At 69.0% G+C, this 23,057-nt stretch carries 25 protein-coding genes and 1 pseudogene; 7 read left to right on the forward strand and 19 right to left on the reverse strand.

The window, feature by feature from the left end:
* Nucleotides 1–54: 54 nt before the first annotated feature.
* A complete protein-coding gene (locus NK1_RS29235) occupies nt 55–741 on the forward strand; it encodes an amino acid ABC transporter permease (RefSeq protein WP_063013908.1) in 687 nt (228 codons plus the stop codon).
* A complete protein-coding gene (locus NK1_RS29240) occupies nt 738–1,643 on the forward strand; it encodes an amino acid ABC transporter permease (RefSeq protein WP_063013910.1) in 906 nt (301 codons plus the stop codon). Before NK1_RS29235 ends, NK1_RS29240 begins: the two co-directional genes overlap by 4 nt.
* A 156-nt stretch (nt 1,644–1,799) precedes the next feature.
* On the opposite strand, the gene NK1_RS29245 is transcribed toward NK1_RS29240, so the two are convergent.
* The 6 genes and pseudogenes from NK1_RS29245 to NK1_RS29265 form a co-directional block, all read right to left on the reverse strand.
* Entirely contained in the window at nt 1,800–2,000 is a 201-nt protein-coding gene (locus NK1_RS29245) for a DUF6186 family protein (protein WP_157104492.1), read from the reverse strand.
* Entirely contained in the window at nt 1,997–2,401 is a 405-nt protein-coding gene (locus NK1_RS29250; protein ID WP_063013914.1) for a hypothetical protein, read from the reverse strand. Before NK1_RS29250 ends, NK1_RS29245 begins: the two co-directional genes overlap by 4 nt.
* 486 nt (nt 2,402–2,887) lie before the next feature.
* A complete protein-coding gene (locus tag NK1_RS36375; protein ID WP_245660914.1) occupies nt 2,888–3,526 on the reverse strand; it encodes a regulatory protein RecX in 639 nt (212 codons plus the stop codon).
* Nucleotides 3,500–4,096: pseudogene (gene recX / locus NK1_RS36380) on the reverse strand (recombination regulator RecX); the annotation flags it as partial. The gene NK1_RS36375 and the pseudogene recX, both read right to left, overlap by 27 nt.
* Before the next feature lie 675 nt (nt 4,097–4,771).
* Nucleotides 4,772–5,815, reverse strand: a complete 1,044-nt coding sequence (recA, locus tag NK1_RS29260) for a recombinase RecA (RefSeq protein ID WP_063013915.1) — start codon at nt 5,813–5,815, stop codon at nt 4,772–4,774.
* 216 nt (nt 5,816–6,031) lie between these two features.
* Complete coding sequence (locus tag NK1_RS29265; RefSeq protein WP_063906138.1) at nt 6,032–7,066, reverse strand: Lrp/AsnC family transcriptional regulator; 1,035 nt, start codon at nt 7,064–7,066, stop codon at nt 6,032–6,034.
* 96 nt (nt 7,067–7,162) lie between these two features.
* Between NK1_RS29265 and NK1_RS29270 the strand changes: the two genes are divergently transcribed.
* Nucleotides 7,163–8,572, forward strand: coding sequence for an MFS transporter (locus NK1_RS29270; RefSeq protein ID WP_063013916.1), 1,410 nt, complete (start codon nt 7,163–7,165; stop codon nt 8,570–8,572).
* A gap of 43 nt (nt 8,573–8,615) precedes the next feature.
* Here the strand turns inward: NK1_RS29270 and NK1_RS29275 are convergent, their stop codons facing one another.
* The 10 genes from NK1_RS29275 to pgsA all read right to left on the reverse strand — a co-directional run bounded on the left by NK1_RS29275 (nt 8,616) and on the right by pgsA (nt 15,863).
* Nucleotides 8,616–9,089 carry a nuclear transport factor 2 family protein gene (locus NK1_RS29275; protein ID WP_063013917.1) on the reverse strand — a complete coding sequence of 158 codons (474 nt, stop codon included), beginning with the start codon at nt 9,087–9,089 and terminating at the stop codon, nt 8,616–8,618.
* Between the two features lie 67 nt (nt 9,090–9,156).
* Complete coding sequence (locus NK1_RS29280) at nt 9,157–9,351, reverse strand: DUF3046 domain-containing protein (protein WP_063013918.1); 195 nt, start codon at nt 9,349–9,351, stop codon at nt 9,157–9,159.
* Nucleotides 9,352–9,397: 46 nt separating this feature from the next.
* The gene (locus tag NK1_RS29285; RefSeq protein ID WP_063013946.1) at nt 9,398–10,561 is read right to left on the reverse strand and encodes a glycosyltransferase; all 1,164 of its coding nucleotides are present in this window, start codon (nt 10,559–10,561) and stop codon (nt 9,398–9,400) included.
* Between the two features lie 108 nt (nt 10,562–10,669).
* Nucleotides 10,670–11,383 (reverse strand): PIG-L deacetylase family protein, encoded by a 714-nt coding sequence (locus NK1_RS29290; RefSeq protein ID WP_063013948.1) that lies wholly within the window; start codon nt 11,381–11,383, stop codon nt 10,670–10,672.
* 228 nt (nt 11,384–11,611) lie between these two features.
* Nucleotides 11,612–11,785, reverse strand: coding sequence for a hypothetical protein (locus NK1_RS35185; protein WP_030513209.1), 174 nt, complete (start codon nt 11,783–11,785; stop codon nt 11,612–11,614).
* A gap of 207 nt (nt 11,786–11,992) precedes the next feature.
* Nucleotides 11,993–12,742 (reverse strand): phage shock envelope stress response protein PspM, encoded by a 750-nt coding sequence (pspM, locus tag NK1_RS29300; RefSeq protein WP_063906139.1) that lies wholly within the window; start codon nt 12,740–12,742, stop codon nt 11,993–11,995.
* 374 nt (nt 12,743–13,116) lie between these two features.
* Complete coding sequence (locus NK1_RS29305) at nt 13,117–13,929, reverse strand: PspA/IM30 family protein (RefSeq protein WP_063013920.1); 813 nt, start codon at nt 13,927–13,929, stop codon at nt 13,117–13,119.
* Nucleotides 13,930–14,148: 219 nt separating this feature from the next.
* On the reverse strand, nt 14,149–14,520 hold the full coding sequence (locus NK1_RS29310; RefSeq protein ID WP_063013922.1) for a helix-turn-helix domain-containing protein: 372 nt from the start codon (nt 14,518–14,520) through the stop codon (nt 14,149–14,151).
* A gap of 147 nt (nt 14,521–14,667) precedes the next feature.
* Complete coding sequence (locus NK1_RS29315) at nt 14,668–15,204, reverse strand: CinA family protein (RefSeq protein WP_374726662.1); 537 nt, start codon at nt 15,202–15,204, stop codon at nt 14,668–14,670.
* The gene (pgsA, locus tag NK1_RS29320; RefSeq protein ID WP_374726661.1) at nt 15,201–15,863 is read right to left on the reverse strand and encodes a CDP-diacylglycerol--glycerol-3-phosphate 3-phosphatidyltransferase; all 663 of its coding nucleotides are present in this window, start codon (nt 15,861–15,863) and stop codon (nt 15,201–15,203) included. Before pgsA ends, NK1_RS29315 begins: the two co-directional genes overlap by 4 nt.
* 119 nt (nt 15,864–15,982) lie before the next feature.
* Here pgsA and NK1_RS29325 point away from each other — a divergent pair, with 119 nt between their 5' ends.
* The 4 genes from NK1_RS29325 to NK1_RS29340 all read left to right on the forward strand — a co-directional run bounded on the left by NK1_RS29325 (nt 15,983) and on the right by NK1_RS29340 (nt 17,789).
* Nucleotides 15,983–16,525 carry an amino-acid N-acetyltransferase gene (locus NK1_RS29325; RefSeq protein WP_051024760.1) on the forward strand — a complete coding sequence of 181 codons (543 nt, stop codon included), beginning with the start codon at nt 15,983–15,985 and terminating at the stop codon, nt 16,523–16,525.
* Nucleotides 16,526–16,542: 17 nt separating this feature from the next.
* On the forward strand, nt 16,543–16,845 hold the full coding sequence (locus tag NK1_RS29330; RefSeq protein ID WP_063013924.1) for a YciI family protein: 303 nt from the start codon (nt 16,543–16,545) through the stop codon (nt 16,843–16,845).
* Nucleotides 16,846–16,910: 65 nt separating this feature from the next.
* Entirely contained in the window at nt 16,911–17,327 is a 417-nt protein-coding gene (locus NK1_RS29335; RefSeq protein WP_036503311.1) for a nuclear transport factor 2 family protein, read from the forward strand.
* Nucleotides 17,328–17,363: 36 nt separating this feature from the next.
* Complete coding sequence (locus NK1_RS29340; RefSeq protein ID WP_063013926.1) at nt 17,364–17,789, forward strand: TIGR03668 family PPOX class F420-dependent oxidoreductase; 426 nt, start codon at nt 17,364–17,366, stop codon at nt 17,787–17,789.
* Nucleotides 17,790–17,805: 16 nt separating this feature from the next.
* Here NK1_RS29340 and NK1_RS29345 read toward each other — a convergent pair whose 3' ends face one another.
* The 3 genes from NK1_RS29345 to NK1_RS29355 form a co-directional block, all read right to left on the reverse strand.
* The gene (locus NK1_RS29345) at nt 17,806–20,394 is read right to left on the reverse strand and encodes a DNA translocase FtsK (RefSeq protein ID WP_063013929.1); all 2,589 of its coding nucleotides are present in this window, start codon (nt 20,392–20,394) and stop codon (nt 17,806–17,808) included.
* Between the two features lie 114 nt (nt 20,395–20,508).
* Nucleotides 20,509–21,132, reverse strand: coding sequence for a TIGR03085 family metal-binding protein (locus NK1_RS29350; RefSeq protein ID WP_063013930.1), 624 nt, complete (start codon nt 21,130–21,132; stop codon nt 20,509–20,511).
* 70 nt (nt 21,133–21,202) lie between these two features.
* A partial coding sequence (locus NK1_RS29355; RefSeq protein WP_063013956.1) for a ribonuclease J occupies nt 21,203–23,057 on the reverse strand: 1,855 nt, incomplete at its 5' end.

Raw genomic sequence — 23,057 nt, forward strand, 5'->3', positions numbered from 1 at the left:
TCCGGCCGCGCCGCAACCCTGTCCGGCACAGCGAAGTAGGAGGGCGCGTCCACCGTGTTCGACTTGATCTCCCGATACGACAATCAGCTGTGGGACGCCTTCTGGGTGACCATCGAACTGACCGCGTTCTCCGCGATCGGGGCGCTGATCCTCGGCACCCTGGTGGCGGCGATGCGGGTGTCGCCGATTCCGGTGGCGCGGTGGATCGGGACGGCGTATGTGACCATTTTCCGCAATACCCCGCTCACCCTCATCCTGGTGTTCTGTTCACTCGGCCTCTACACCACCCTCGGCATCAAACTCGCCAGTGAGAGTTCGGGACTGGATTTCCTGCCCACCAACAACTTTCGCTTCGCCGTCCTCGGTTTGAGTGTGTACACGGCGTCGTTCGTCTGTGAATCGCTGCGCGCGGGAATCAACACCGTGCCGCTGGGGCAGTCCGAGGCGGGACGGTCGCTGGGCCTGACCTTCGGCCAGAATCTGCGACATGTGGTGTTGCCGCAGGCTTTTCGGTCGGTGATCGCGCCGCTGGGCAGCGTACTGATCGCCTTGACGAAGAATTCCACCATCGCCTCGGCGATCGGCGTGGCCGAGGCGGCGGCGCTGATGGCATCCATGAACGAGACAGAGGCCGACATTCTCGCCATCGGCGCGATCTTCGCCCTCGGTTTCGTCATTCTCACCCTGCCCACCGGATTGCTGTTCGGCTGGCTGGCCAAGCGATTCGAGGTGAAGCGATGAGCGCGAACGCCTCGGTCCTCTACGACGTCCCCGGCCCGAAGGCACGCCGGCGGCATGGGATGTATTCGGTGCTGGTGCTGGCGGCCCTGGTGGTGCTCGGCTGGCTGGTGTGGCGGGCGTTCGACGAGAAGGGCCAGCTCACCGCCGAAAAGTGGAAGCCTTTCGTGCAGCCGGAAGTCTGGCAGACCTATATCCTGCCCGGCCTGCGCGGCACCGTGGTCGCGGCCGCGCTGGCGATCGTGTTCGCGATGGCGATCGGCGTGATCTTCGGCTTGCTGCGCCTGTCCGACCATCGCGTCGTGCGGTGGGTGGCGGGGGCGATCGTCGAGGTGGCCCGGGCCGTCCCGGTGCTGATTCTGATGATCTTCCTCTACAACTGGTTCGCCAAGGACAATCTGTTCGCCTCCGACCAGCTGGCGCTGGCGGCCGTGGTGATCGCGCTGACCGTGTACAACGGGTCGGTGATCGCCGAGATCGTGCGCTCGGGCATTCGGTCGCTGCCGCGCGGGCAGACCGAGGCGGCGCAGGCCCTGGGATTGCGCAAGGGTCAGATGGTGCGGGTGATCCTGCTGCCGCAGGCGGTGACGGCGATGCTGCCGGCGCTGATCTCGCAGATGGTCGTGGCGCTCAAGGACACCGCGCTCGGCTACCAGATCACCTATCAGGAGATCGTGCGCCAGGGGCAGCAGCTGGGTGCTGCCGAACAGAACACCGTGCCGGCGCTGATCGTGGTGGCCGTCATCATGATCGCCCTGAACTGGGCGCTGACCTTCCTCGCCACCAGGGTGGAGCAGCGGCTGCGGTCGCGCCGCCGGGGTCGGACAGTGCTGGGTGTGGATTCGGTGCTCACCGACGCCGCGCCGGGCGTGGATCTGTCGCTGAGGCGGACCACCTCGCCGTAACCGGACAGTTCGGCGATTGCGCTCGCACCGAGCGCAACCCTCGCACCCGCCGGCTCGATGGCTGATCCTGGTCACGCACCACCCCGGTCGCCAAGCCACGCCACTCGCGGCGACCGGGGATGGGTGTCCAATCGGCCGCGGCGGTCTTCCCGCGGACTATCGGGCCAAGAAATGCCAGCCGAGCCATGCCCACAGGATCACCGCGACGATGCGGGCGGTTCGGGTCCGGGTCAGATAGCGCACGGTGTCGCCGAGGCCGGCGAACGACACGCGGCGCACACGGGCCGTTATCGCCGTACCGGTCACGATGACGGCCAGGACCGCAAACCCCGTGATCACCACTGCACGATCAGTCATTTCCGCACCAGCCACCATCCCGCGCCCAACCAGATCAGCCAACCGATGAAGCGTCCCGGCCCACCCTCCAGCGCAGGGCTGAGCAGTGTCGACAGGCTCGGATGGGAAGCGTCCGGCACAAGCAGTGCGGGCTGGGACAGCCAGGCGTACAGCTCCCACGCCAGGACGGCCGCCAGCAGGATCGACCACACCACGACTGCGCGCCGGATCGGCGGCGTGAACGAAATATGCCGTCTCCCACGATGAACAGCGCGGACGGCGACGACGACGGCGACAGCGGCGACCAACACCGTCGCGGCAACGCTGAACGGACGGGTGAACGACCCCGCCACCGCCACCCCCACCCAGACGGCCGCCGGACCGACGCATCGCCATCCATTGCCACGCACGTCGGTGGTCATCAGCGCAGCATAGGACCTGAGCCGGAGACCGGTCGAGTAACGCGGGCCGAATCACCGACGCGCCGTGCACGATGCCGACCTCGCCGCAGCAGTCGCCGCTGGCGCGTGCATGGATCTCGGATCCGGCCCGGCCCGGCCGCCGGAACGACCTCGATCCCTGGCCGAGTGCCGTCGGCGTCTTCGGCATGAGCGCGGGGTGCGGGCGGAATCTTGGCATCGTCGGCGCGCCGCGGCTTCGAGGCCGGCGCAGTGAGGGAGCACGCGACCCTCGCCGTCGTCTTTCGGATCGACGGAAATTGGGCGCGCAGGAGACGTCGCCGCGCACCGTCGTGTTGAAGCTCGTTCCGGCACGTCCGACCTGTCGTGCTGTGCCATCGGCTCGCCAACAAGTCGATGGGCGGGCGGCAGCGGCAGGATCACCCTGCTCGGGCGCGCGGGGGGGCGACTTCGCACCGTTCACTGCGAGCGAGGGGCGGGCTGCGAGATTCAGTCGGGCGGGTAGCCGTGTGCGAGCTCGGCGCGGACCGCGGCGTAGGCGGTCGACTGGCGAAATCCCTGGCGGGCGAGCATGCCGACGAGCCGGTTGACCACCTTGTCCTCGGACAGACTTCGCGGCATCGTGCGCAGTTTGCGGCGGACCAGTTCCGCGGCTCGCTCCGCCTCATTGTCGTCGGAATCCGCCGCTACCGTCTCCGCGTCGGCACCGTCCTCGGCGAGGACTGCTTTCTCGGTCCGGTTCGGATGTGCCGCACAAGGCTTCGCGGTCGCGGCAATTTCGTCCTTCACCACGGCATAGGCCATGGACTGCGGGAAACCGCGGCGGGCGAGCATGCCGACCAGGCGCGCCATGACCTTGTCCTGCGGGATGGCACGGGACAGCGATGCGAGCTTTTTCCGTACCAGCTGGGCGGCCTGCTCGGCGTCGTCGGGCTCGAACTTCCGCGATGCCGAGCCGGTCGTGGCGAGGCCGGCACCTTTCCAGACTCGCTCCTTCGGCGAATGTTGTTCCGCTACAAGGGGAACGGAACCGTCGGCCGGTTCGTCGCCCGCGACGTGATCTGTGTGGTCGGAACGGTCGAGCTCGCAGCTCGAGGTGGCGGCTGCGGCGAGCTCGTCTTTGACCACGGCGTAGGCCATGGACTGGTTGTAGCCACGGCGGGCGAGCATGCCGACCAGCCGGTTGGTCGTTTTGTCGGTGGGGAGGTCCGCCGGCAGGGTGGTGAGTTTGCGGCGGACCAGTTCGGCGGCGCGAGCGCTTTCGTCGGCGGGAGTAATGGCGGCCAGCGCGGGCCCGGCATCGGCGTCGGACACGCCTTTGCGTCGAAGTTCTTGCGCGAGAACCTTTTTCCCCTTGCCGGAGAAGGTGTGGCGGGAGTGCACCCACTGTTCGGCGAAGGCGGCATCGTCGATCAGCCCGACCTCGGCGAGGCGGTTCAGTGCCCGTTCGGCGACCTCGGGCGCGAACCCTTTGGCTGCCAGTTTGTCCGCCAGTTCGGCGCGGCTGCGCGCGCGATCGGTGAGCAGGCGCAGGCAGAGGTCCTTGGCCTGCGCCTCGGTCCCCGCCTTCGGCGCAGCGGACTGCGCGGCGCCGGAACGCTTCCCGCCGTCGGTATCGGATCGACGCCGCGAACCCCGGCGCCCTCCCCCGTCGCCGCCGGCTCCGCGTGACCGTCTTCTCGAGCCGCGGTCGTCCACCCCGGCATCCGATCGCGGATGCGACACGGCGCTGTCGTCCGGAACGAACGAGCCGCTGTCGCCGCCCTTCGGCTGTCCCTCCGCCCGATGGGCACGGCCGGGCCGACGATCCCCGTCGGCACGCTCGCCCCGCCCCCGCTGCAGCGCGTCGACCTCTGTCTGCAGTGCGCGAATTCGATTGCGCGCCTGGAAGTCCCGTGTCGCAGAGCCATCACCCGGACGACCCGAGATTGCGTTTTCGACACTCGACCGCATCCGCCCCTCGACCTCGGAGCCGACCCGGTCCGCGAGCCCACCGCGAGGCCGAGCGTCGGGCTCGGAACCGGACCGCACCTCCGACTCCAGGCGGGGCGGAAGCTCGGGCTCGAACACCGGCCGATCTGCGGGTCCGGATGCCGTGTCATCGGCCGAATCATGCTGGGGCACCGGCCCGTCATCGGAACGCCATACACCGGCGGGCGAATCCTCTGCGCCAGGCTTCGATCGTCGGCGACGGGGCGAACCACCCTGTCGGCGAACGGGTTTCGACCACGACTCCTCGTCCGGGTCGCCGGTGCGCCGGGAGCGGGATTCGATTTCTTCCAGTTGCCGCCGCAGGCGTTCGACGGCGTCGAGCCGAGAGGCGCCAGGGTCCGGGAGGGGTGTGGACCCCGGCGCTTCCCGGTGCGGCATCGGTTAGAAGTCGACGGGCGCCTCGGCACCCGCGTCTGCGGTGACGTCGGCACCGATGCCGAGCTTCTCCTTGATCTTCTTCTCGATCTCGTCGCGCACGTCGGTGTTCTCCAGCAGGAACTTGCGGGCGTTCTCCTTGCCCTGGCCGAGCTGATCGCCCTCGTAGGTGTACCAGGAGCCGGACTTGCGGATGAAGCCCTGATCGACACCCATATCGATGATCGAGCCCTCCTTGGAGATGCCGTGACCGTAGAGGATGTCGAATTCGGCCTGCTTGAACGGCGGCGACACCTTGTTCTTGACGACCTTGACACGGGTGCGGTTACCCACCGCGTCGCTGCCGTCCTTCAGCGTCTCGATGCGGCGCACATCCAGACGCACCGAGGCGTAGAACTTCAATGCCTTACCACCCGTGGTGGTTTCGGGCGAGCCGAACATCACGCCGATCTTCTCGCGCAGCTGGTTGATGAAGATGGCGGTGGTTCCGGAGTTGTTGAGCGCACTGGTCATCTTGCGCAACGCCTGGCTCATCAGACGGGCCTGCAGACCGACGTGGCTGTCGCCCATCTCGCCCTCGATTTCCGCGCGCGGCACCAGCGCCGCGACGGAGTCGATGACGATGATGTCCAGCGCGCCGGAGCGCACCAGCATGTCGGCGATCTCCAGCGCCTGCTCACCGGTGTCGGGCTGCGACACCAGCAGGGCGTCGGTGTCGACGCCGAGCTTGCGGGCATATTCCGGATCCAGCGCGTGCTCGGCGTCGATGAAGGCCGCGAGTCCGCCGTTGGCCTGCGCGTTGGCGATGGCGTGCAGGGCGACCGTGGTCTTACCGGAGGATTCCGGACCGTAGATCTCCACGACGCGGCCACGCGGCAGACCGCCGATGCCCAGCGCCACGTCCAGTGCGATCGAACCCGTCGGAATGACCGAGATGGGCTGATGCGCCTCCTCGCCCAGGCGCATGATCGCGCCCTTACCGAAACTCTTCTCGACCTGCGCCAGAGCGAGCTCGAGCGCCTTGTCACGGTCGTAGGCCTGTGGTGCCATCGTCTGTTCCCCTTCTGACGGGTAAGTCTCGTTGTGTGGTTGGCCCCCACGGTAGAGGGCGGCACCGACAAGTTCTGATGGCAAGCTTAGACGAACACGTGTTCGAGGCAAGCGACGCGCCCGCCGACACGCACGGCGCCCGTACAGCCGCACCCCGTCCCCGGCAATCGCCGCGCTATCCGGCCGGTCACGCGGCCCCGATCCGGCGGTGCCCCGTCATCGAGTCGCCGTCGGCACCACCGCGATCCGGTCGGTCTGCATCAGCGCCTGCGCCTGTTTCAGCATCCGCAGTGTCGGCGTCACCTCCACGTCGACGATCCCGTCCAGAGCCCCCAGCCGCTCGGTGAGGTAGCGGTACAGGTGCGAGCTGTCGCGGCAGACGATGGAGACGACCAGATTGGTGGGCCCGGTGGTGGCCGCCACGAACGCCGTCTCCGGATGGGTGGCGATCGCCCGGCCGATGGCGTCGAGCTCGGCAGGATGCGTCCGCACCCACAGCGACGCCCGCACGGCGTACCCCATGCGCTCGATGGCGAAATCGAGATCGAAATACAGCACGCCGGCCGCCGTCAGCTCGGACATCCGCCGCGCGACCCGGGTTGGGCTCCAGCCGGTTTCGGCCGCCAGCCGGGCATAGGAGGCGCGCCCGTCGCGGGCCAGCAGGGCGAGCATCGCCTCGTCGGCCGCGGACAGCTCCATCGGCGAGTCGGGTCCGCGCTGATCGTTCATCGCGGGCCTCGGTCCCAGCTGCCGCAACTGTTCCGCGGTCAGCAGCCTGCTGTACCGTGGCCACTCCTCCGCCAGCGGGAATCGGTGGATGATCTCGTAGGCCATCAATCCGGTGACCTGACTGGCTCGCGGAAGGACGTTGAGCAGCAACGCGTCTCGTTGTTCGATCGAGCGCGGGCGGCTCACGCAGGTGACCTCCGAACCGGTCGACAGCAGCGCCACCCAGCTCACGTCCGGCAGCCGCGCCAGCGATTCGGCGAGCCGCCACGCCTTGTCCGGGGTCGACCGCACCCGCAGCATCCAGCGCGTATTCCCCAGCGGCATGGCGTTGACCTGGCCGGAGACGTGCAGGATGCCGCGTTGGCGCATCGACCGGAAGCGGCGGGCCACGGTCTGTTCGGAGACACCGAGGATCGCGCCCAGCGTGGCGAACGGGATGCGGGCATCGGTGACCAAGCCGTGCACGATCTGCTTGTCGAGCGGATCGAGAACGGAGGATTCGAGTTCGTCTTCGGGGTTCACAGGCGGAATCTCCGATTGATGGCCGGGTAGCTGGATGAATATTCCAGCATCTCGCACGCTTGGCGTCGATATCGTTCGCCCTACCCGGAGGTCGCCATGCGGAAATGGCTCCCCTTGTTCGCGGCGTGCCTCGGCACGCTGATGCTGCTCATCGACGTCACCATCGTCAACGTCGCACTTCCCGACATCGCCGCCGATCTCGGCACCGGACTGTCGAGCCTGCAGTGGGTCGTCGACGGCTATGCGCTGGGCCTGGCCGCACTGCTGCTGGTTCTGGGTTCGTTCGCCGATCGGTTCGGCGCCAAACCCACCTATCTCGCGGGCCTCGTGGTTTTCGCCGCCGCCTCACTGGCGTGCGGACTGGCCCAGTCCTCGGCCCTGCTGGTGGCCGCGCGGGCCGTGCAGGGCATAGGCGGTGCGGCCATGTTCGCGACCACGCTGTCGCTGCTGCACGCCACCTACACCGGCCGTGATCGCGGCACCGCCTTCGGCGCCTGGGGTGCGGTCGCGGGGGCGGCCGCCGGCATCGGTGTGGTGCTCGGCGGGGTGCTGACCGACCTGCTGTCGTGGCGTTGGATCTTCCTGGTGAACCTGCCGATCGCGGCCGTCACCATCGCGCTGTCGCTGTACGCCTTCGGCCCCTCGCCACGCCGCCCCGGCCGTGGCGTGGACCTCGCCGGAATGGCCGCCTTCGCCGTCGCGGCCACCGCGCTGACCTACGGCATCATCCGGGGCGGGGAGGACGGGTGGGGCGACGGCGCGGCAGTCGCCACGCTGATCCTCGGCGCGATCGCGGTCGGCTGCTTCCTCCTCGTCGAATCACGCAGCGCCACACCGATGTTCCCGCTCGCACTGTTGCGCAACCGGGAGTTCGCGGCCACCCTCGTCGCTGCGGCGGGCTTCAATTTCGCCGCCTTCGCGAGCAGCCCCCTCATCTCCCTGTGGCTGCAGCAGCCGTTGCAGCTCAGCCCGCTGCGCGCCGGACTGTCCATGCTGCCGATGGCGGCGACGGCGTTCGTGGTCTCCGGCGCGTTCGGGCGGTGGCTGCACGACGTGGCGCCCCGCTGGACCATCGGCGGCGGATTGGTGATCACCGGTATCGGGGCGGGCCTGCTGGGCGTGATCGACACCGGATCGACCTGGAGTGCACTACTTTTCGGTTACGTGGTGATCGGCATCGGCATCGGCGTGCTCGCGCCGCCGCTGGTGGCGGTCGCGATGGCCGCGGTGCCCCCGCAGCAGAGCGGCACCGCCGCCGGGGCGGTCAACACCGCACGTCAACTGGGCCTCGCCCTCGGGGTCGCGGTACTCGGCACGGTATTCCGCAGCGCGGCCGGCGAGGGCCGGATCACGGTGTCGCGGTTCGTGTCCGGGCTCGACGCCGCCGTCGCGGTGGCGGCGGGGGTGGGCATCGTTCTCGGCCTCGTCGCCTTCGCCCTGTTCCGTCCTCGTACCCGGAGCGCCGGGACAGCGGAGCCGGCCGCCGCCGAGATTCCGGTCGGCTGAACCGGCGCCGCGGCACAGTGCCGATTCCCTGGAGAGGGTGCGGTCACCCTTCGGGCCCGAGCCCCGCCGGCAGTCGCGGCGGGGTTCCCTGAGTCCAGGTGATGCGCAGCGACGACGCCCGGATCCGCCAGCCGTCGGGCGTCCGGGCCAATTCGGTGTCGGCATGCCCGGCGGAGATGAAGACCGCCTCGGAACCGTCGGCGAGGACATGAGTGCTCAGCTGAGCGCCGCGCGCGGTGGCGCGGTCGCCGTCGAGTTCGATCACCGCGTTGGTGCCCAGATGGACGGTCCGGTCGAACAGCGCCATTCCGCGCCGGATATGCGCGAGTACGGCGTCGCGGCCGCGGACGGTGCCGATCGGCATTTCCGCGGTCGCGTCCTCGGTGTAGTAGGTCCGCGCCCACCGATCGTCGAATACGCCGTCGTCGAGTGACCGCAGATAGCGGTCCAGCAGGTCGGTTATCTCGGACCGGTCCAGTAGTTCCCGAATCCGGTTCTCGGTGATCTCGGTATCCATGCGACAAGCCTGCAACCTCGACCGAACTCGAGGTCAAGATCGCTGTGACGCAGCCGACGGCCGCCGCTCACCAGCGGCTCTTCGGTATGTCGAATTCGGCGCACAGGGCACGCCAGACCTCGCGGGGGTCGATACCGTCCTCGATCGCCTGGGAGCCGGTACGGCCGTTCATCGAGGGCAGGACATGATCAGCCAGCAGCAGGTCGCCGCGGGCGACGCCGAATTCGGTATGCAAGAGTTCCTGAAATTCAGTCAACCGCACCGTGCCGAGGGTACCGGTCGCCCGCGAACCGCCGGCGGTGGCGCGGTCAGCTCGCGCGCGCCCGGTCCAGTGTGCGATGACAGATGTCGATCGGATCGGCGACCTCGGAGGCGGTGGCCGCGGCCGCCGCGGCGGCCTTGCGATAGGACTCGTCGCCGAGGACGGTATGCACCGCCGCGCGCAGCGATTCGGGCGTGAACGGCCGCACCAGCAGCGAACTTCCTTGGCGGACCGCACGATTGGCGAGTTCCCACTGATCACCACCACCGGGCACGGTGACGATCGGCACGCCGGCGAGCAGAGTTTTGGCCAGCAACCCGTGCCCTCCGCCGCCGACCACCACGGCGGCATGTCGCAACAGCTCGTCCTGCCGGCCCAGCCCGGCCGTCGCCCACGGCGGAAGGTCCGCCGGCGGCGTATCGAGCATCGAGATCGCCACGCGCACCTCGCTGTCCGCGAGCGCCTCCAGCGCACCGGTCGCCAGATCACCGAATCCGGTCCGGGCCGTGGACGGCGCGACCACGACCAGCGGCCGGTCACCGGGTGGCGGCGCCAGCGCCTCCGACGTCGGCTCCCACAGCAGAGGCCCCACCACATGCGCGTCCTGCGGCCAATCCGGCCGCTCGACCTCCAGAGCGGGCAGTGTGGCGATCAACCGGGCATCCGGGCCGGGATCCAGCTCCGGCAGCCCCACGCTCGCTCGTGCCGCACCCCGCTGGCGATCGCCGCGGGTGATCGCGCGCGCGGTCAGCCCGCGCAGCACCGTATCGCGCATCCGCCCACGCAGGCCCTCGCCCGGCGCGAGCCCACTACCGATGGGCGGCAACGCTTTCGACGGCAGATACAGCGGATGCGGCGACAGCTCGACCCACGGCACCCCCAGCCGCTCGGCGGCCATCCCGCCGCCGGCGGTGAGCACATCCGAGACCACCAGCTCCGGCAGCATCGCACTGAGGTCGGGCAGGATCTCCGAGGAGATGTGGGCCGCTCGGTCATGGATGCGCGCACCCGCATCGGCGTCGTCGTCCTGCGGGCGCGGCGCCAAACCCTTCAACCGCCGCACCGCGATCCCCGCCTCGCGCGCCGCATCGAACCAGCGCGGACTGGTGAACAACACAGGATCATCGCCCGCCTGGAGAAACCGCAGACACAGCGCGATCGCCGGAAACGCATGACCCGGATCCGGACCCGCGACGACAGCCACTCGCATGCGCCCCACCATGCCATACCCCGCCACCACCCGATGCCGGGCGGGCACAGCTACCCGACGGTCATGAACGCCGCCGGAACCGATCGTGGCCGCTCACAGTACCGGCGGTCAGTCGGCGAAGTGGTACAGCTCGAACCCGACCGCCCGCTCGGCAGCGAAACCGGCGTGCGGTCCCGTGGCCCGATCCACGATGGCGCGAGCCCGATCCGCCACCGGCTCGTCACTGAGCGCGCTCAGGTAGCGGCTGTGCTGCATCAGCGAATCCACCGCGGCCCGAACGGTATCGGTGACGTCCACCGCATGCGTCACCACCGGACCCACCACCGCGGCCCAGCGCGGCGTCCAGATCGGCAATTCGGCCAGCTCCGGAAAGATCCATTCGTTGCCCGCATCCGAGATAGCGTCCAGCGCACTGCGCCCCACCGCGCGATGATCGGCGCTGTTCGCATAGCCGGGCGCCCACGTATCGCCGAAATTGAACAACACCACCATCTCCGGACGATGCCGTCGGATCGCGGCGGCCAGATCGCGGCGCAAACCGAGCCCACCCTCGACCCGCCCGTCCGGATAGCCCAGGAACTCCACCTCCTCGACGCCGACCGCACGCGCCGAGGCGATCTCCTCCTGCTGCCGCAACGGGCCGCACTCGGCCGGTGGCAGGCCCGCGATGCCGGCCTCACCGCTGGTGGCCAGCAGATACCGGATGTCCTTACCCTGTTTCGTCCAGCGAGCCACCGCGGCCGCGGCACCGTACTCGATATCGTCGGGATGGGCGACGATCACCAGACCGCGCTGCCAATCCTCGGGTAGATGGGCTGTAATTTTGGCCTCCGCTTCGCTCCGGCGGGTTCTCGGCCCTGTGCCTCGATTTTTCCCTCCTCCGCTCGGTCGCTGCGCTCCCTCGCTCCGTCGGTCCAAAATCGAGGCGGCCGAGAACCATGAAAGTTCACCGCTTGCGAAACGCTAACACAGCAAGTCTTCTCGGCTTCGTAGTCGTGAAACAGCAACGGGCCGTTCGGCTTTCGTACCGAACGGCCCGGGTGTGGCTCGCTACAGTTTGGTGACCGTCGACTTGTTCGAGCCGGAGACGGCCTTGTACAGCAGGTACAGGCCGAAGACCACGACGCTGATCATCAGGATCGGGAACAGCGCCTTGACCAGCGCGCCGATCACGATCAGCGCCAGCCACACGAGCGCGACGACGCCCAGAATCTTCCAGAACATGTCCATTCCTCCCGAAGGTTTCCGAACCGCCGTCAGCGCGATCCGACTCCTCCATACTGTCAACTCGGCGCCGGAAAATCACCAGGTCACGACCGATATCCGGGAAATCTCAGGGTGAACCCCTAGCCGGATCACCCGCGAGGATCGGTCCGCGAACCGGGATATCGCCCCCGTGCGGCCGTAAAGGTACGGATGCCGCCGCCGCGTTCAGCGCCGGTCGGCGAGGTCGGTGAGTGCCTGGGCCCAGCCGTCCAGACGGTCGGCCGCCTCGCGCACGGTGAACATGGCCCAGCCGAAGTCGTCCGCCGGTGTCGCCGCTGTGCTCGCTCCGGCCGCCAGCATCTCACCGGCGGCGGCGACGAGCTGCTCGTATTCGGTCACTCCGGCGTCCAGCCGATCGACCATCGCGCCCGATTGGTGCCGCAACCGCGCCCCGGCATGTGAGGTCGCGACCACCTCGAGCGCCTTCTCCATGGCCACGATGTCCCCGGCGAGAGCGTGCAGGGCGGCGGCCCCGGATGCCGCGGTTGCCACGGTGTCGGCGAAATCGTCGGCCGGCACTCGTCCGCTCGCCTCGATCTGACGGCCGAGGGCGTAAAAAGCTCGTTCCGCCCGGACCAGCCGGGCGATGGGCGCCCGCGCCGCGGACTGCACCGCGGGCAGCCGACGCGGGACGAACGCCGCGGGCGGCAAGGGGTTTCGACGTAACTCGAGGTATCGGCGGGTACTCACCGCCGCGCCCGTCACCAGCGCGGCCGCACCGCCACCGACCACGACAACCGCCCACACGGGGGCCGAGATGGCGACCAGTCCGGCCGTTCCCAGCGCGGTCACGCCCGAGGCCGCACTCCAGCGGAGGCTGCGCCGCCGCACCCGCCGTCGGCGGCGAAGTTCCCGCTCCCGCGGGTCGGCCCACTTCCGGACCGCGTGCAAGGCGAATTCCCCGGCGTCGCGCAATGCGCCCGGAACCCGCCTGGCGCGTGCCAGCTGATCGTCCTCGGTCGGGGTGTGGGTCGAAGAATTCCGAAACGCGCTCGGGCTGTCCGTCTCCGATGCGGGAGCGAATGTCGGTCGGCCGGACGGGACCGTACCGGAAACACGATGCCGCTCAATGGATTCGGCGATCGACTGCCACGCGGCAGCGTCGCCGACGGGTGGCGAGGCCGAGGGTGGCGTCCGCGTCGTATCGGCCGACGGTGCGGCGGAGGCGGGCGGCGCGGACGCGGCGCTGCGAGCAGATCGGGACCAGGGCCGCGCACGAGTCGACGCGGGCTCGTTACCTGCCCGCGTTCGCCCCATCTGCCCAGCCTTCCGATCGACCCGCGACGCGCTTACTGCTGCGCGGCCTGGCCCTTGTTCACCTGCGGCTGAGCCGGGTTGGGGATCGACTGACCGGCGGAGTCACCCGACGGCAGCGCGTCGCCACGCATGGAGGCACGGATCTGCTCGAGGCGGTTGTGGCCGGCCATCTGCACGCTGGCCTGCTGCACCTCCATCATGCGGCCCTGCACGGTGTTCTGCGCGAGCTCGGCGGCGCCCAGCGCGTTGGCGTAACGACGCTCGATCTTCTCGCGCACCGCGTCCAGGCTGGGGGTGCTGCCGGGGGCGGACAGCGTCGAATCCATCTGCTGCAGCGAGGCGGAGACCTGCTCCTGCATCTTGGCCTGCTCGAGCTGGCTGAGCAGCTTGGTGCGCTCGGCGACCTTCTGCTGCAGCAGCATGGCGTTCTGCTCGACCGCCTTCTTGGCCTGGGCGGCGGCCTGCAGCGACTGGTCGTGCAGCACCTTCAGGTCCTCGACGGACTGTTCGGCGGTGACCAGCTGGGCGGCGAACGCCTCGGCGGCGTTGGTGTACTGGATCGCCTTGTCGGTGTCGCCGGCGGCGTTGGCCTGGTCGGCCAGCTGCACGGCCTGGCGGGCATTGGCGTTGAGCTTCTCGACCTCGTCGAGCTGACGGTTGAGCTTCATCTCCAGCTGGCGCTGGTTACCGATCACCGACGCCGCCTGCTGCGACAGGGCCTGGTGCTGACGCTGGGCTTCCTCGATAGCCTGCTGAATCTGCACCTTCGGATCCGCATGCTCCTCGATCTTCGAATCGAAGAGGGCCATCAGGTACTTCCAGGCCTTCACGAACGGATTAGCCATCGATTGATCCCGCCTCCATCTGACTACGCCGCGCCCCAGCACGGCGGCGGTGCGCGACCGTCACGCACCCCTGTGTCCCTATCCTCCACGGCGTCGGATCCGGGCTGCCGAACCGCCCGTAACCGACGCTTACAGAGAATCTATCGGTTTCCGCTCCGTCGTACAGCCTTGCCGGCGCCGATCCGGCGCCGGCAGTCGTGATCGCCGGGTCGCGGCGAGTCACTTCGCTTGCACCAAGACCAGTTTCTCGGCCTTCGGGGCCGGAATCACGATCCGGGTGTCTCCGGCGATCCCGGCGCGCGCCGACACGCTCGCCGCGGGTGCTGCGGCGGCCGTCTCCGGCGCGGGTGCCGGGGCGTCGGCATCGGCCATCGTGGCGCTCACGTCGACCAGCACCTGCGACAGCGGCACGTCCAGCGCCTGGCAGATCGCGGCCAGCAGTTCGCTCGAGGCCTCTTTCCGGCCGCGTTCCACCTCGGACAGATAGCCCAGGCTCACGCGTGCCGACGTCGACACCTCGCGCAGGGTCCGGTTCTGGGCGATCCGAGCGCGCCGCAGACTCTCGCCGATGGCCTCTCGAAGCAGCGTCATCTCGTTCTCCTCACGTTCTCGCCTCACCGGGCCGAGCGCGACCGCCGTCGAGCGTGACGCACCCCTCCGTCTACAGTGCCAACGTCGCATGCCACCCCGTTGGTTCCCGCCCGCGGGAACCGATCGGCATCCATCGGGCAGTCGTCGTCAGCCGGTGGTGTCCGGGTCGCCGCCACCGACGCGGCGCAGCAGCTCCGCGACGGCCGTACGCACCGCGTTCATCCTGATCGTCCACCGGTCTCCCGCGAGCTGCAACCGCATCACCTCGGTCCCTCCGGGACCGCTCAGCCCCAGGAAGACGGTGCCGACCGGGCAGCCGTTCTGCGAGTCCGGCCCGGCGACACCGGTGAGCCCGATTCCCCAGTCGGCCCCGCACTCCGTGCGCGCGCCGACGGCGAGCTGTTCGGCGGTCCCCGCCGCGACCGGCCCGTCGGCGGCCAGGGTGTGTTCGCTCACGCCGGCCAGGCGGTGTTTGAGGTCGGTGGCGTAGACGATCAGCCCGCCGCGCAACACCAGGCTGGCTCCCGGCACCCCGGCGATCGTGGCCGCGAGCAAACCTGCGGTCAAAGATTCGGCGGTGGCCACGGTCTGTCCGATGCGGGTCAGCGTCGCCACCAGCTCGACGGCCTCGGGCGCAGCGGTCAGCGGATCGGCGGCGGCCACATCGGTGCCCAGCGCGGTCACCGCCGCTCGACCGGCCGCGCCCACAATCGGGCCGCCTGCACCACGTAATCCAGTCCGGTCACCACGGTCAGCACCACCGCCACATACATCAGCGCCATGCCCGCGCTCGCCCACGCGTCGGCGAGGGGCAGCAGCAGGACGCCGATCGCCACCGACTGCACCAGGGTCTTGGCCTTACCGCCGCGGCCGGCGGGAATCACGCCGCGGCGCACCACGGCCAGCCGCAGCAACGTCACGCCGATCTCGCGGGCACAGATCACGACGGTGATCCACCACGGCAGATCGCCCAGTGCCGACAACCCGATCAGGGCCGCGCCGATCAACGCCTTGTCGGCGATCGGATCCGCCAATTTGCCGAAGTCGGTGACCAGTCCGTACTTGCGCGCGAGTTGGCCGTCGATGCGGTCGGTGACCGCCGCGATGCCGAACAGGGCGGCCGCGGCGATCCGCCATCCGGTGTCGTGGCCGTCCCCGGCGAACAATGCCAGCAGGAAGATCGGCACGATCAGGATGCGCAGAACCGTGAGGATGTTGGCGATGTTCATCAGCGGCACCGCGGAGGGCTCGACCGTCCGGTTGGGTTGCGGCGGAACGAGATTCGCCCGCGCTCTGCCGGCCTCGGCCCAGGTCCGGTCCATATCGTCGCTCTGCACGCTCACCGGCACCCCCGGCCGGAACGCACGCAGCCGCGGCCCCCGGCGAATCGAGGCAAGCGGGCGGACGAGATGTGCGGCACTCCACCAGACTATCGGTTAACGACCCGACTACTGTGCACCCCATGACCACGCGGGCACATCAGAGTGATTCGATCGGCGCCACGGACCCCGGCACCGTGCGAGTCCGACGTGCCCGCACCTCGGATGTGCCCGCCATCAAAAACCTCGTCGACGTCTACGCCGGCCGCATCCTGCTGGAGAAGAATCTCGTCACGCTCTACGAGTCCGTGCAGGAATTCTGGGTGGCCGAGGTCGACGAGAGCCTCGTCGGATGTGGCGCATTACACGTGCTGTGGGCCGATCTGGGCGAAGTGCGCACCGTGGCGGTCCACCCCGACGCCAAGGGCCGCGGCGTCGGGCGCCTGATCGTGGATCAGCTGATCGCGACCGCCCGCGAACTCCAGCTGCAGCGACTGTTCGTGCTGACTTTCGAGGTGGAGTTCTTCTCCCGGCACGGGTTCGCCGAGATCGACGGCACGCCCGTCACCGCCGAGGTCTTCGCGGAGATGTGCCGCTCCTACGACACCGGCGTGGCCGAATTCCTCGACCTCAGCTACGTCAAGCCGAACACCCTCGGCAATACTCGAATGCTGTTGACCCTCTGACCCTTTCGGGAGCGCCCGTGCCGATCTTCGCCGTCCACTACACCTATTCCGACGCCACCGTCGCCGGGCGCGACGAGCATCGGCCCCGGCATCGGGAATGGCTGTCGAATCTGGTCGACCAGGGTGTGGTGCTCACGACCGGGCCGTATGCCGACGGATCCGGCGCGCTGCTGGTGTTCCGCGCCGAGGATGCCGCGGCATTGGACGAACTGCTCGCCGCCGATCCGTTCGCGCGGGAGGGGCTCATCGACGCGAAGCGATTCCTGGAATGGACCCCGGTGATGGGCGCCTTCTCCGCACAGCCGGCGCCGAACCCCTAGGCAGGGGCGGCGAACGCCCGCTACGATGCTCGGCATAGTCAACCAGTTGCATATGCGAGGTGGCGATGCAGGCATTCCGACAGGCCGTGGAGGCACGTGACAGCGCGGCGATCGAGGCGTTGCTCGCCGAGAACGTCGTGTTCACGAGTCCGGTGGCGTTCAAGCCCTATCCCGGCCGGGCCATCACCGCGGCGATTCTGCGCGGTGTCCTGCGGGTGTTCGAGGATTTCCGCTACGTCCGCGAGATCACCGACGCCGGCGGGCACGACTCGACGCTGATCTTCGAGGCGACGGTCGACGGGAAGCGCGTGACCGGCGCCGACTTCATCCACACCGACGAGGCCGGCCGGATCGACGATCTGATGGTGATGGTGCGCCCGCTCTCGGCGGCCAATGCCCTGGCCGCGGCGATGGGTGCGCAGTTCGAGCGCATCCAGGCCGAGGCGGCCGAGCAGATCGAGCGGGAGAACGCGCCGCTGTAGGCCACGCCGTCGCGTCCGGCGATCTACCGTGAACCGGTGCGTTTGGATCGGAATACCGCGCTCGCGCGAGCACGCGCGGCTCGCGTGGCCCGGCTGGGTACGACCGACCCGACGGGGCGGCCTCATCTGGTGCCCGTGACCTTCGCGCTCTCGCCCTCGGGCCGGATCCTGGTGACCGCGGTCGATCAGAAACCGAAATCGACGACCGACCTGCGGCGGTTGCGCAATATCGCGGCCGAGAACCGGGTCTCGGTGCTGGCCGACGACTACGACGAGGACTGGACCCGGCTGTGGTGGGTCCGGCTCGACGGCACCGCCGCCGTCGCCACCACCGACACCGAGCGTGCCGAGGCGATCGCCTGGCTCACCGCGAAATACCCGCAGTACCGGGACAACGCCCCGCGCGGACCGGTCATCCGGGTCGAGATCCGGACCGTCACCGGCTGGGCATACACCGGGTAAGACCTACGCCGGAAACCTAGGCGTCGATCGCATCCGGTTCGGCCGCTTCCTCCGCCTCACCCCCACCGCGGATCGAATACAGCAGTCCGTCCAGCTCATCGGGTTTGACGAGCACGTCGCGCGCCTTGGAGCCCTCGCTCGGGCCGACCACGCCGCGGGTCTCCATCAGATCCATCAGGCGGCCCGCCTTGGCGAATCCGACGCGCAGTTTGCGCTGCAGCATCGAGGTGGACCCGAACTGCGAGGTGACGACCAGTTCGACGGCCTGCAGGAAGACGTCGAGGTCGTCGCCGATATCCGGGTCGACGTCCTTCTTCTCCCCGGCCTTCGCCGTGGTGACGCCTTCCTGGTACTCGGGTTCGGCCTGATTCTTGGCGAAGTCGACGACGGCCTGGATCTCCTCGTCGGAGATGAACGCGCCCTGCAACCGGGTCGGCTTGGACGCGCCCATCGGCAGGAACAGACCGTCGCCCATACCGATCAGCTTCTCCGCTCCCGGCTGGTCCAGGATGACGCGGGAGTCGGTGAGCGAGGACGTCGCGAACGCCAGCCGGGAAGGGACGTTGGTCTTGATCAGACCGGTCACCACGTCCACCGAGGGCCGCTGGGTCGCCAGCACCAGATGGATACCGGCCGCGCGCGCCTTCTGGGTGATGCGCACGATCGCGTCCTCGACATCGCGCGGCGCTGTCATCATCAGGTCGGCCAGCTCGTCGACGATCGCGAGGATGTAGGGGTAGGGCCGGTACACGCGCTCGCTGCCCAGAGGCGTGGTGATCTGGCCCGATTTCACCTTCTTGTTGAAATCGTCGATGTGGCGGACCTTGCTGGCCTGCATGTCCTGATATCGCTGTTCCATCTCCTCCACCAGCCAGGCCAGGGCGGCGGCGGCCTTCTTCGGCTGGGTGATGATGGGCGTGATCAGATGCGGAATGCCCTCGTACGGCGTGAGTTCCACCATCTTCGGGTCGATCAGGATCATCCGCACCTCGTCCGGGGTGGCGCGGCCCAGCAGCGAGACCAGCATCGAGTTGACGAAACTCGACTTACCCGAACCGGTGGATCCGGCGACCAGCAGATGCGGCATCTTCGCCAGATTCGCGGAGACGAATTCGCCCTCGATGTTCTTCCCGAGTCCGATCACCAACGGATGGTGGTCGTTTCGCGTGGAGGGCGCCTTGAGCACATCCGCCAGGCGGACCAGTTCGCGGTCGGCGTTGGGCACCTCGATACCGACCGCCGACTTGCCCGGAATCGGTGCGAGCAAACGCACATTCTCGGTGGCCACGGCATAGGCGATATTGCGGGCCAGGGCGGTGATCTTCTCGACCTTCACACCGGGCCCGAGTTCGACCTCGTATCGGGTGACCGTCGGACCGCGGACGAAACCGGTGACCGCCGCGTCGATCTTGAACTGCACCAGCACCTCGGTGATCGCCTCGATCATCGATTCGTTGGCGGCGCTGCGCTTCTTCGGCGGATCACCGTCGGTCAGCAGCGTCAGCGGCGGCAGCTGATAGTCGCCGTCGACCTCGCGATCGGTGACGAATTCCAGCTGCTGCGCGGGCGGCGGCTCGGGTGTCTGATCGACGACCTTGGGTGCCTTGCGCGTCTTGGGTTTGGCTGCGGGAGGCGGTGTTTCGTCCGCCTCGGCGATATCCTTCGCATCGCGCAGCGGCGGTTCGCCGAGGACCTCGGTGACCGCGTCGGCGCCGCCGAATTCGTCGGCCGGGTAGTTCTCCTCCGGGGTGCGGCCGCGCCGCGACGAACGGCTCTTGTGCACCGGAAAACCGTCGGCGTCATAGTTTTCCGGGTCGTAGAGCCCGTATTGCCCGTCGTCGTCGGCGAATTCGGCATCGGGCAGGCCGAACAGTTCCCGCAACCGATGCGGAACCTCACGCACCGTCGTACCGGTCACCAGCAGCAGTCCGAAGAGCATGGCCAGCAACAGCAGCGGCACCGCCAGCCACGCGGTGAGCCCGTTGCGCAGCGGCCCGCCCAGCACGTAGCCGACGAAACCCGCGGCATGGGCGCGCCCGTGCGCGTCGGCCGGCGCGCCCGCGAAGATATGCCAGATTCCCAGCGCCGGCAGACCCACCAGCAACCCGCCGAGGACCAGCCGGGGCCGGATCTCGGGCCGCGGTTCGGTGCGCATCAGCACCACCGCGATACCGGAGGCCACGAAAGGCAGTACGGCCGCGGCGGATCCGGCGATCGCCCGCACCGCGGTGTCGACCCAGTGCCCCACCGGGCCGCCCGCCGACAACCAGACCGCTGCCGCGATGACGACACTGAAAGCGACCAGCGCCAACGCGATTCCGTCGCGGCGGTGACCGTGTTCGATCTCCCCCGCGCGGCTGATGGTGCGCGTGGTGGCGCCGAATCCGCGCGCCAGCACCGACCAGCCGTTGCCGATACCGCGTCCGATCACCGCCAGCGGTGCGGTCTGCGGTGACCGCCGCACCGGCCGGCGGGTCGCGGTGGTGCGGCCGCGCGGCGCCGATCGGGCGCGCGAGCCTCCCGAGCGAGTCCGCGCCGGAGCCCGCCCCCGGGTGGATCCCGCCCGCGAACTCGACGTCGTGGTGCCGCGGGACTTACCTGCCATGACCTCAGGCTAGCCGCAACAGCCCCATCGGGACCATCCGCAACACCCATCCCAGCCACATCATTGCCGACCTCACAACGCCGTCAACGGCCGGAAACGCCGCGCGCGAGGGCCTCAGACGCTGCGATCGGAGGCGAAGACCGCGGCCACATCGTCGACGCCGCCGGCGGCATCGACACGGACCTCGTTGCGGCCGAACGCGTGAAGCAGCAGTTCGGAGGGCTGCCCGGTGAGCACCACCGCATCGCCGCCGACGTTGTGCGCCGTCACGCGTTCACCCTCCGGCGTCGCCAGCACGACGGTGACCGGCGATTTGCGATACGCCATCCGCGCCATCCGCCGCGTCGCCGACCACAACTTGCGCTCGTCCTCGGGCGGCAACGGGCGCGGTTTCCATTCGGGGTGGGCGCGGCGCACGTCCTCGTGGTGGACGAACATCTCGGTCAGGTTGACCACCGCGTCGACCGGCTTCAGGGGCGACCACCACGGCGGCCCGGTGCGGATCTGCTCCAGCAGCTCGGTGAACGGCTTCTCGGACACCTTCGCCTGCACCGAATCCAGGTACCCCGCAAGGGGTTTCAGCAAGATCCCCGGTGCGGCGGCGGGATGGCGCTCCCGCACCACCAGATGCGCGGCCAGGTCGTGCACCGTCCAGGTGCCGCACAGGGTCGGGGCATCGGGACCGACCGCCGTCATGGTCGACACCAGGGCCCGGCGTTCCCGTTGAGCCATACTCATGGGCCGAGCGTAATGGGTCGGAGCCCGGAGGCGGTAGCGGAGCACGGCCCCGCGGACGCCCCCGGCAGGCTCAGACGCCGAGGACGGTCGGCACGATCATCGGGCGACGGCGATAGGTGTCGGCGACCCAGCGGCCCACCACGCGCCGCACGCCCTGCGCGATGCGGTGCGTATCGGTGACGCCTTCGCCGGCCAGCCGGAGCAGTTCCGCCTCGACGACCTCCTGGGCACCCAGCAGCGCAGTCGGATCGTCGGAGAAACCGCGACCGCTGACCTCGGGCGCGCTCACCGCCTTACCCGTGGTCTCGTCGACGGCCACGGTGATCGCGATGAAACCGCCCTCACCGAGCACCAGGCGATCCGACAGCGTCGATTCACCGACGTCGCCGACCGACAATCCGTCGACGTACACCTGCCCGACCGGGTAGCGGCCCACGATCGAGGCGATGCCGTCGACCAGGTCGACCACCACACCGTCCTCGGCGAGCATGACCCGCTCCTCGGGCACGCCGGTCGCCACCGCGAGCGCGCCGTTGGCCCGCAGATGCCGCCACTCCCCGTGCACCGGCATGGCGTTGGTGGGGCGGACCGCGTTGTACAGATACAGCAACTCGCCGGCCGACGCGTGCCCGGAGACGTGCACCTTCGCGCTCTGCTGGGTCACCACGGTGGCGCCCAGCCGGGCCAGGCCGTTGACCACCGCGAACACCGCGTTCTCGTTGCCCGGGATCAGCGAGGAGGCCAGCACCACGAGATCGTCGGCGCGAATGTTGATCTGACGATGGTCGCCGCGCGCCATGCGTGACAGTGCCGAGAGCGGTTCACCCTGCGAGCCGGTCGAGATCAGCACCAGTTTGTGCACGGGCAGATTCGCGGCCTGATCCAGATCGACCACGATGCCCTCGGGAATGTTCAGATACCCGAGATCCTGCGCGATCTGCATATTGCGGACCATCGAACGCCCGACGAAGCACACCCGGCGGTTGTAGCGCTGGGCCACATCGACGACCTGCTGGATGCGATGGACGTGGCTGGCGAACGAGGCGACGATGACGCGGCCCTTGGCCTTGCCGATCACACTGTCGAGGACCGGGCCGATCTCGCGTTCCGGGGTGACGAAGCCGGGCACCTCGGCATTGGTCGAATCGACCAGGAAAAGGTCCACACCCTCGTCGCCGAGGCGGGAGAACCCGGCCAGGTCGGTGAGGCGGCCGTCGAGCGGCAGTTGATCGAGTTTGATGTCACCGGTATGCAGGGCCAGTCCGGCCGGCGTGCGCACCGCGACCGCGATCGCGTCGGGAATGGAGTGGTTGACCGCGAAGTACTCGCAGTCGAACGGGCCGTGGGTGGTCCGCTGGCCCTCGGTGACCTCGATCAGCTTGGGCTGCAAGCGATGTTCGCGGCATTTCGCGGCGACCAGCGCGAGGGTGAATTTCGAACCCACGACCGGGATGTCGGGACGCAGCCGCAGCAGGAACGGCACCGCGCCGATGTGGTCCTCGTGACCGTGGGTCAGCACCACGGCGGCGACCTCGTCGATCCGATCCTCGATGGGCCGGAAGTCGGGCAGGATCAGGTCGACGCCGGGCTGCTGGTCCTCGGGGAACAGCACACCGCAGTCGACGATCAGCATCGCGCCGCCGTATTCGAACACGGTCATATTGCGGCCGATTTCGCCGATGCCGCCGAGCGCGTAGACGCGCAGGCCCTGCTTCGGCAGCTTGGGCGGCAGGCCGGTCGGCAATCCCGTCGAAACAGGTTGTGGTGCGGACTGTTCCGCACGCCCACGACTGCCCGACTGGCGGCCACGGCCGGAACGGCGGGAACGGCCCCGGTCGCCGGCCTGTTCGCCACGGGGGGCAGCAGCCGATTCGCCACGCTGGGCGGCGGGAGCCGATTCGCGTGGCGCGGGAGCCGATTCGCGT

It is taken from the genome of Nocardia kruczakiae NBRC 101016, assembly GCF_001612965.1.
Classification (GTDB): domain Bacteria; phylum Actinomycetota; class Actinomycetes; order Mycobacteriales; family Mycobacteriaceae; genus Nocardia; species Nocardia kruczakiae.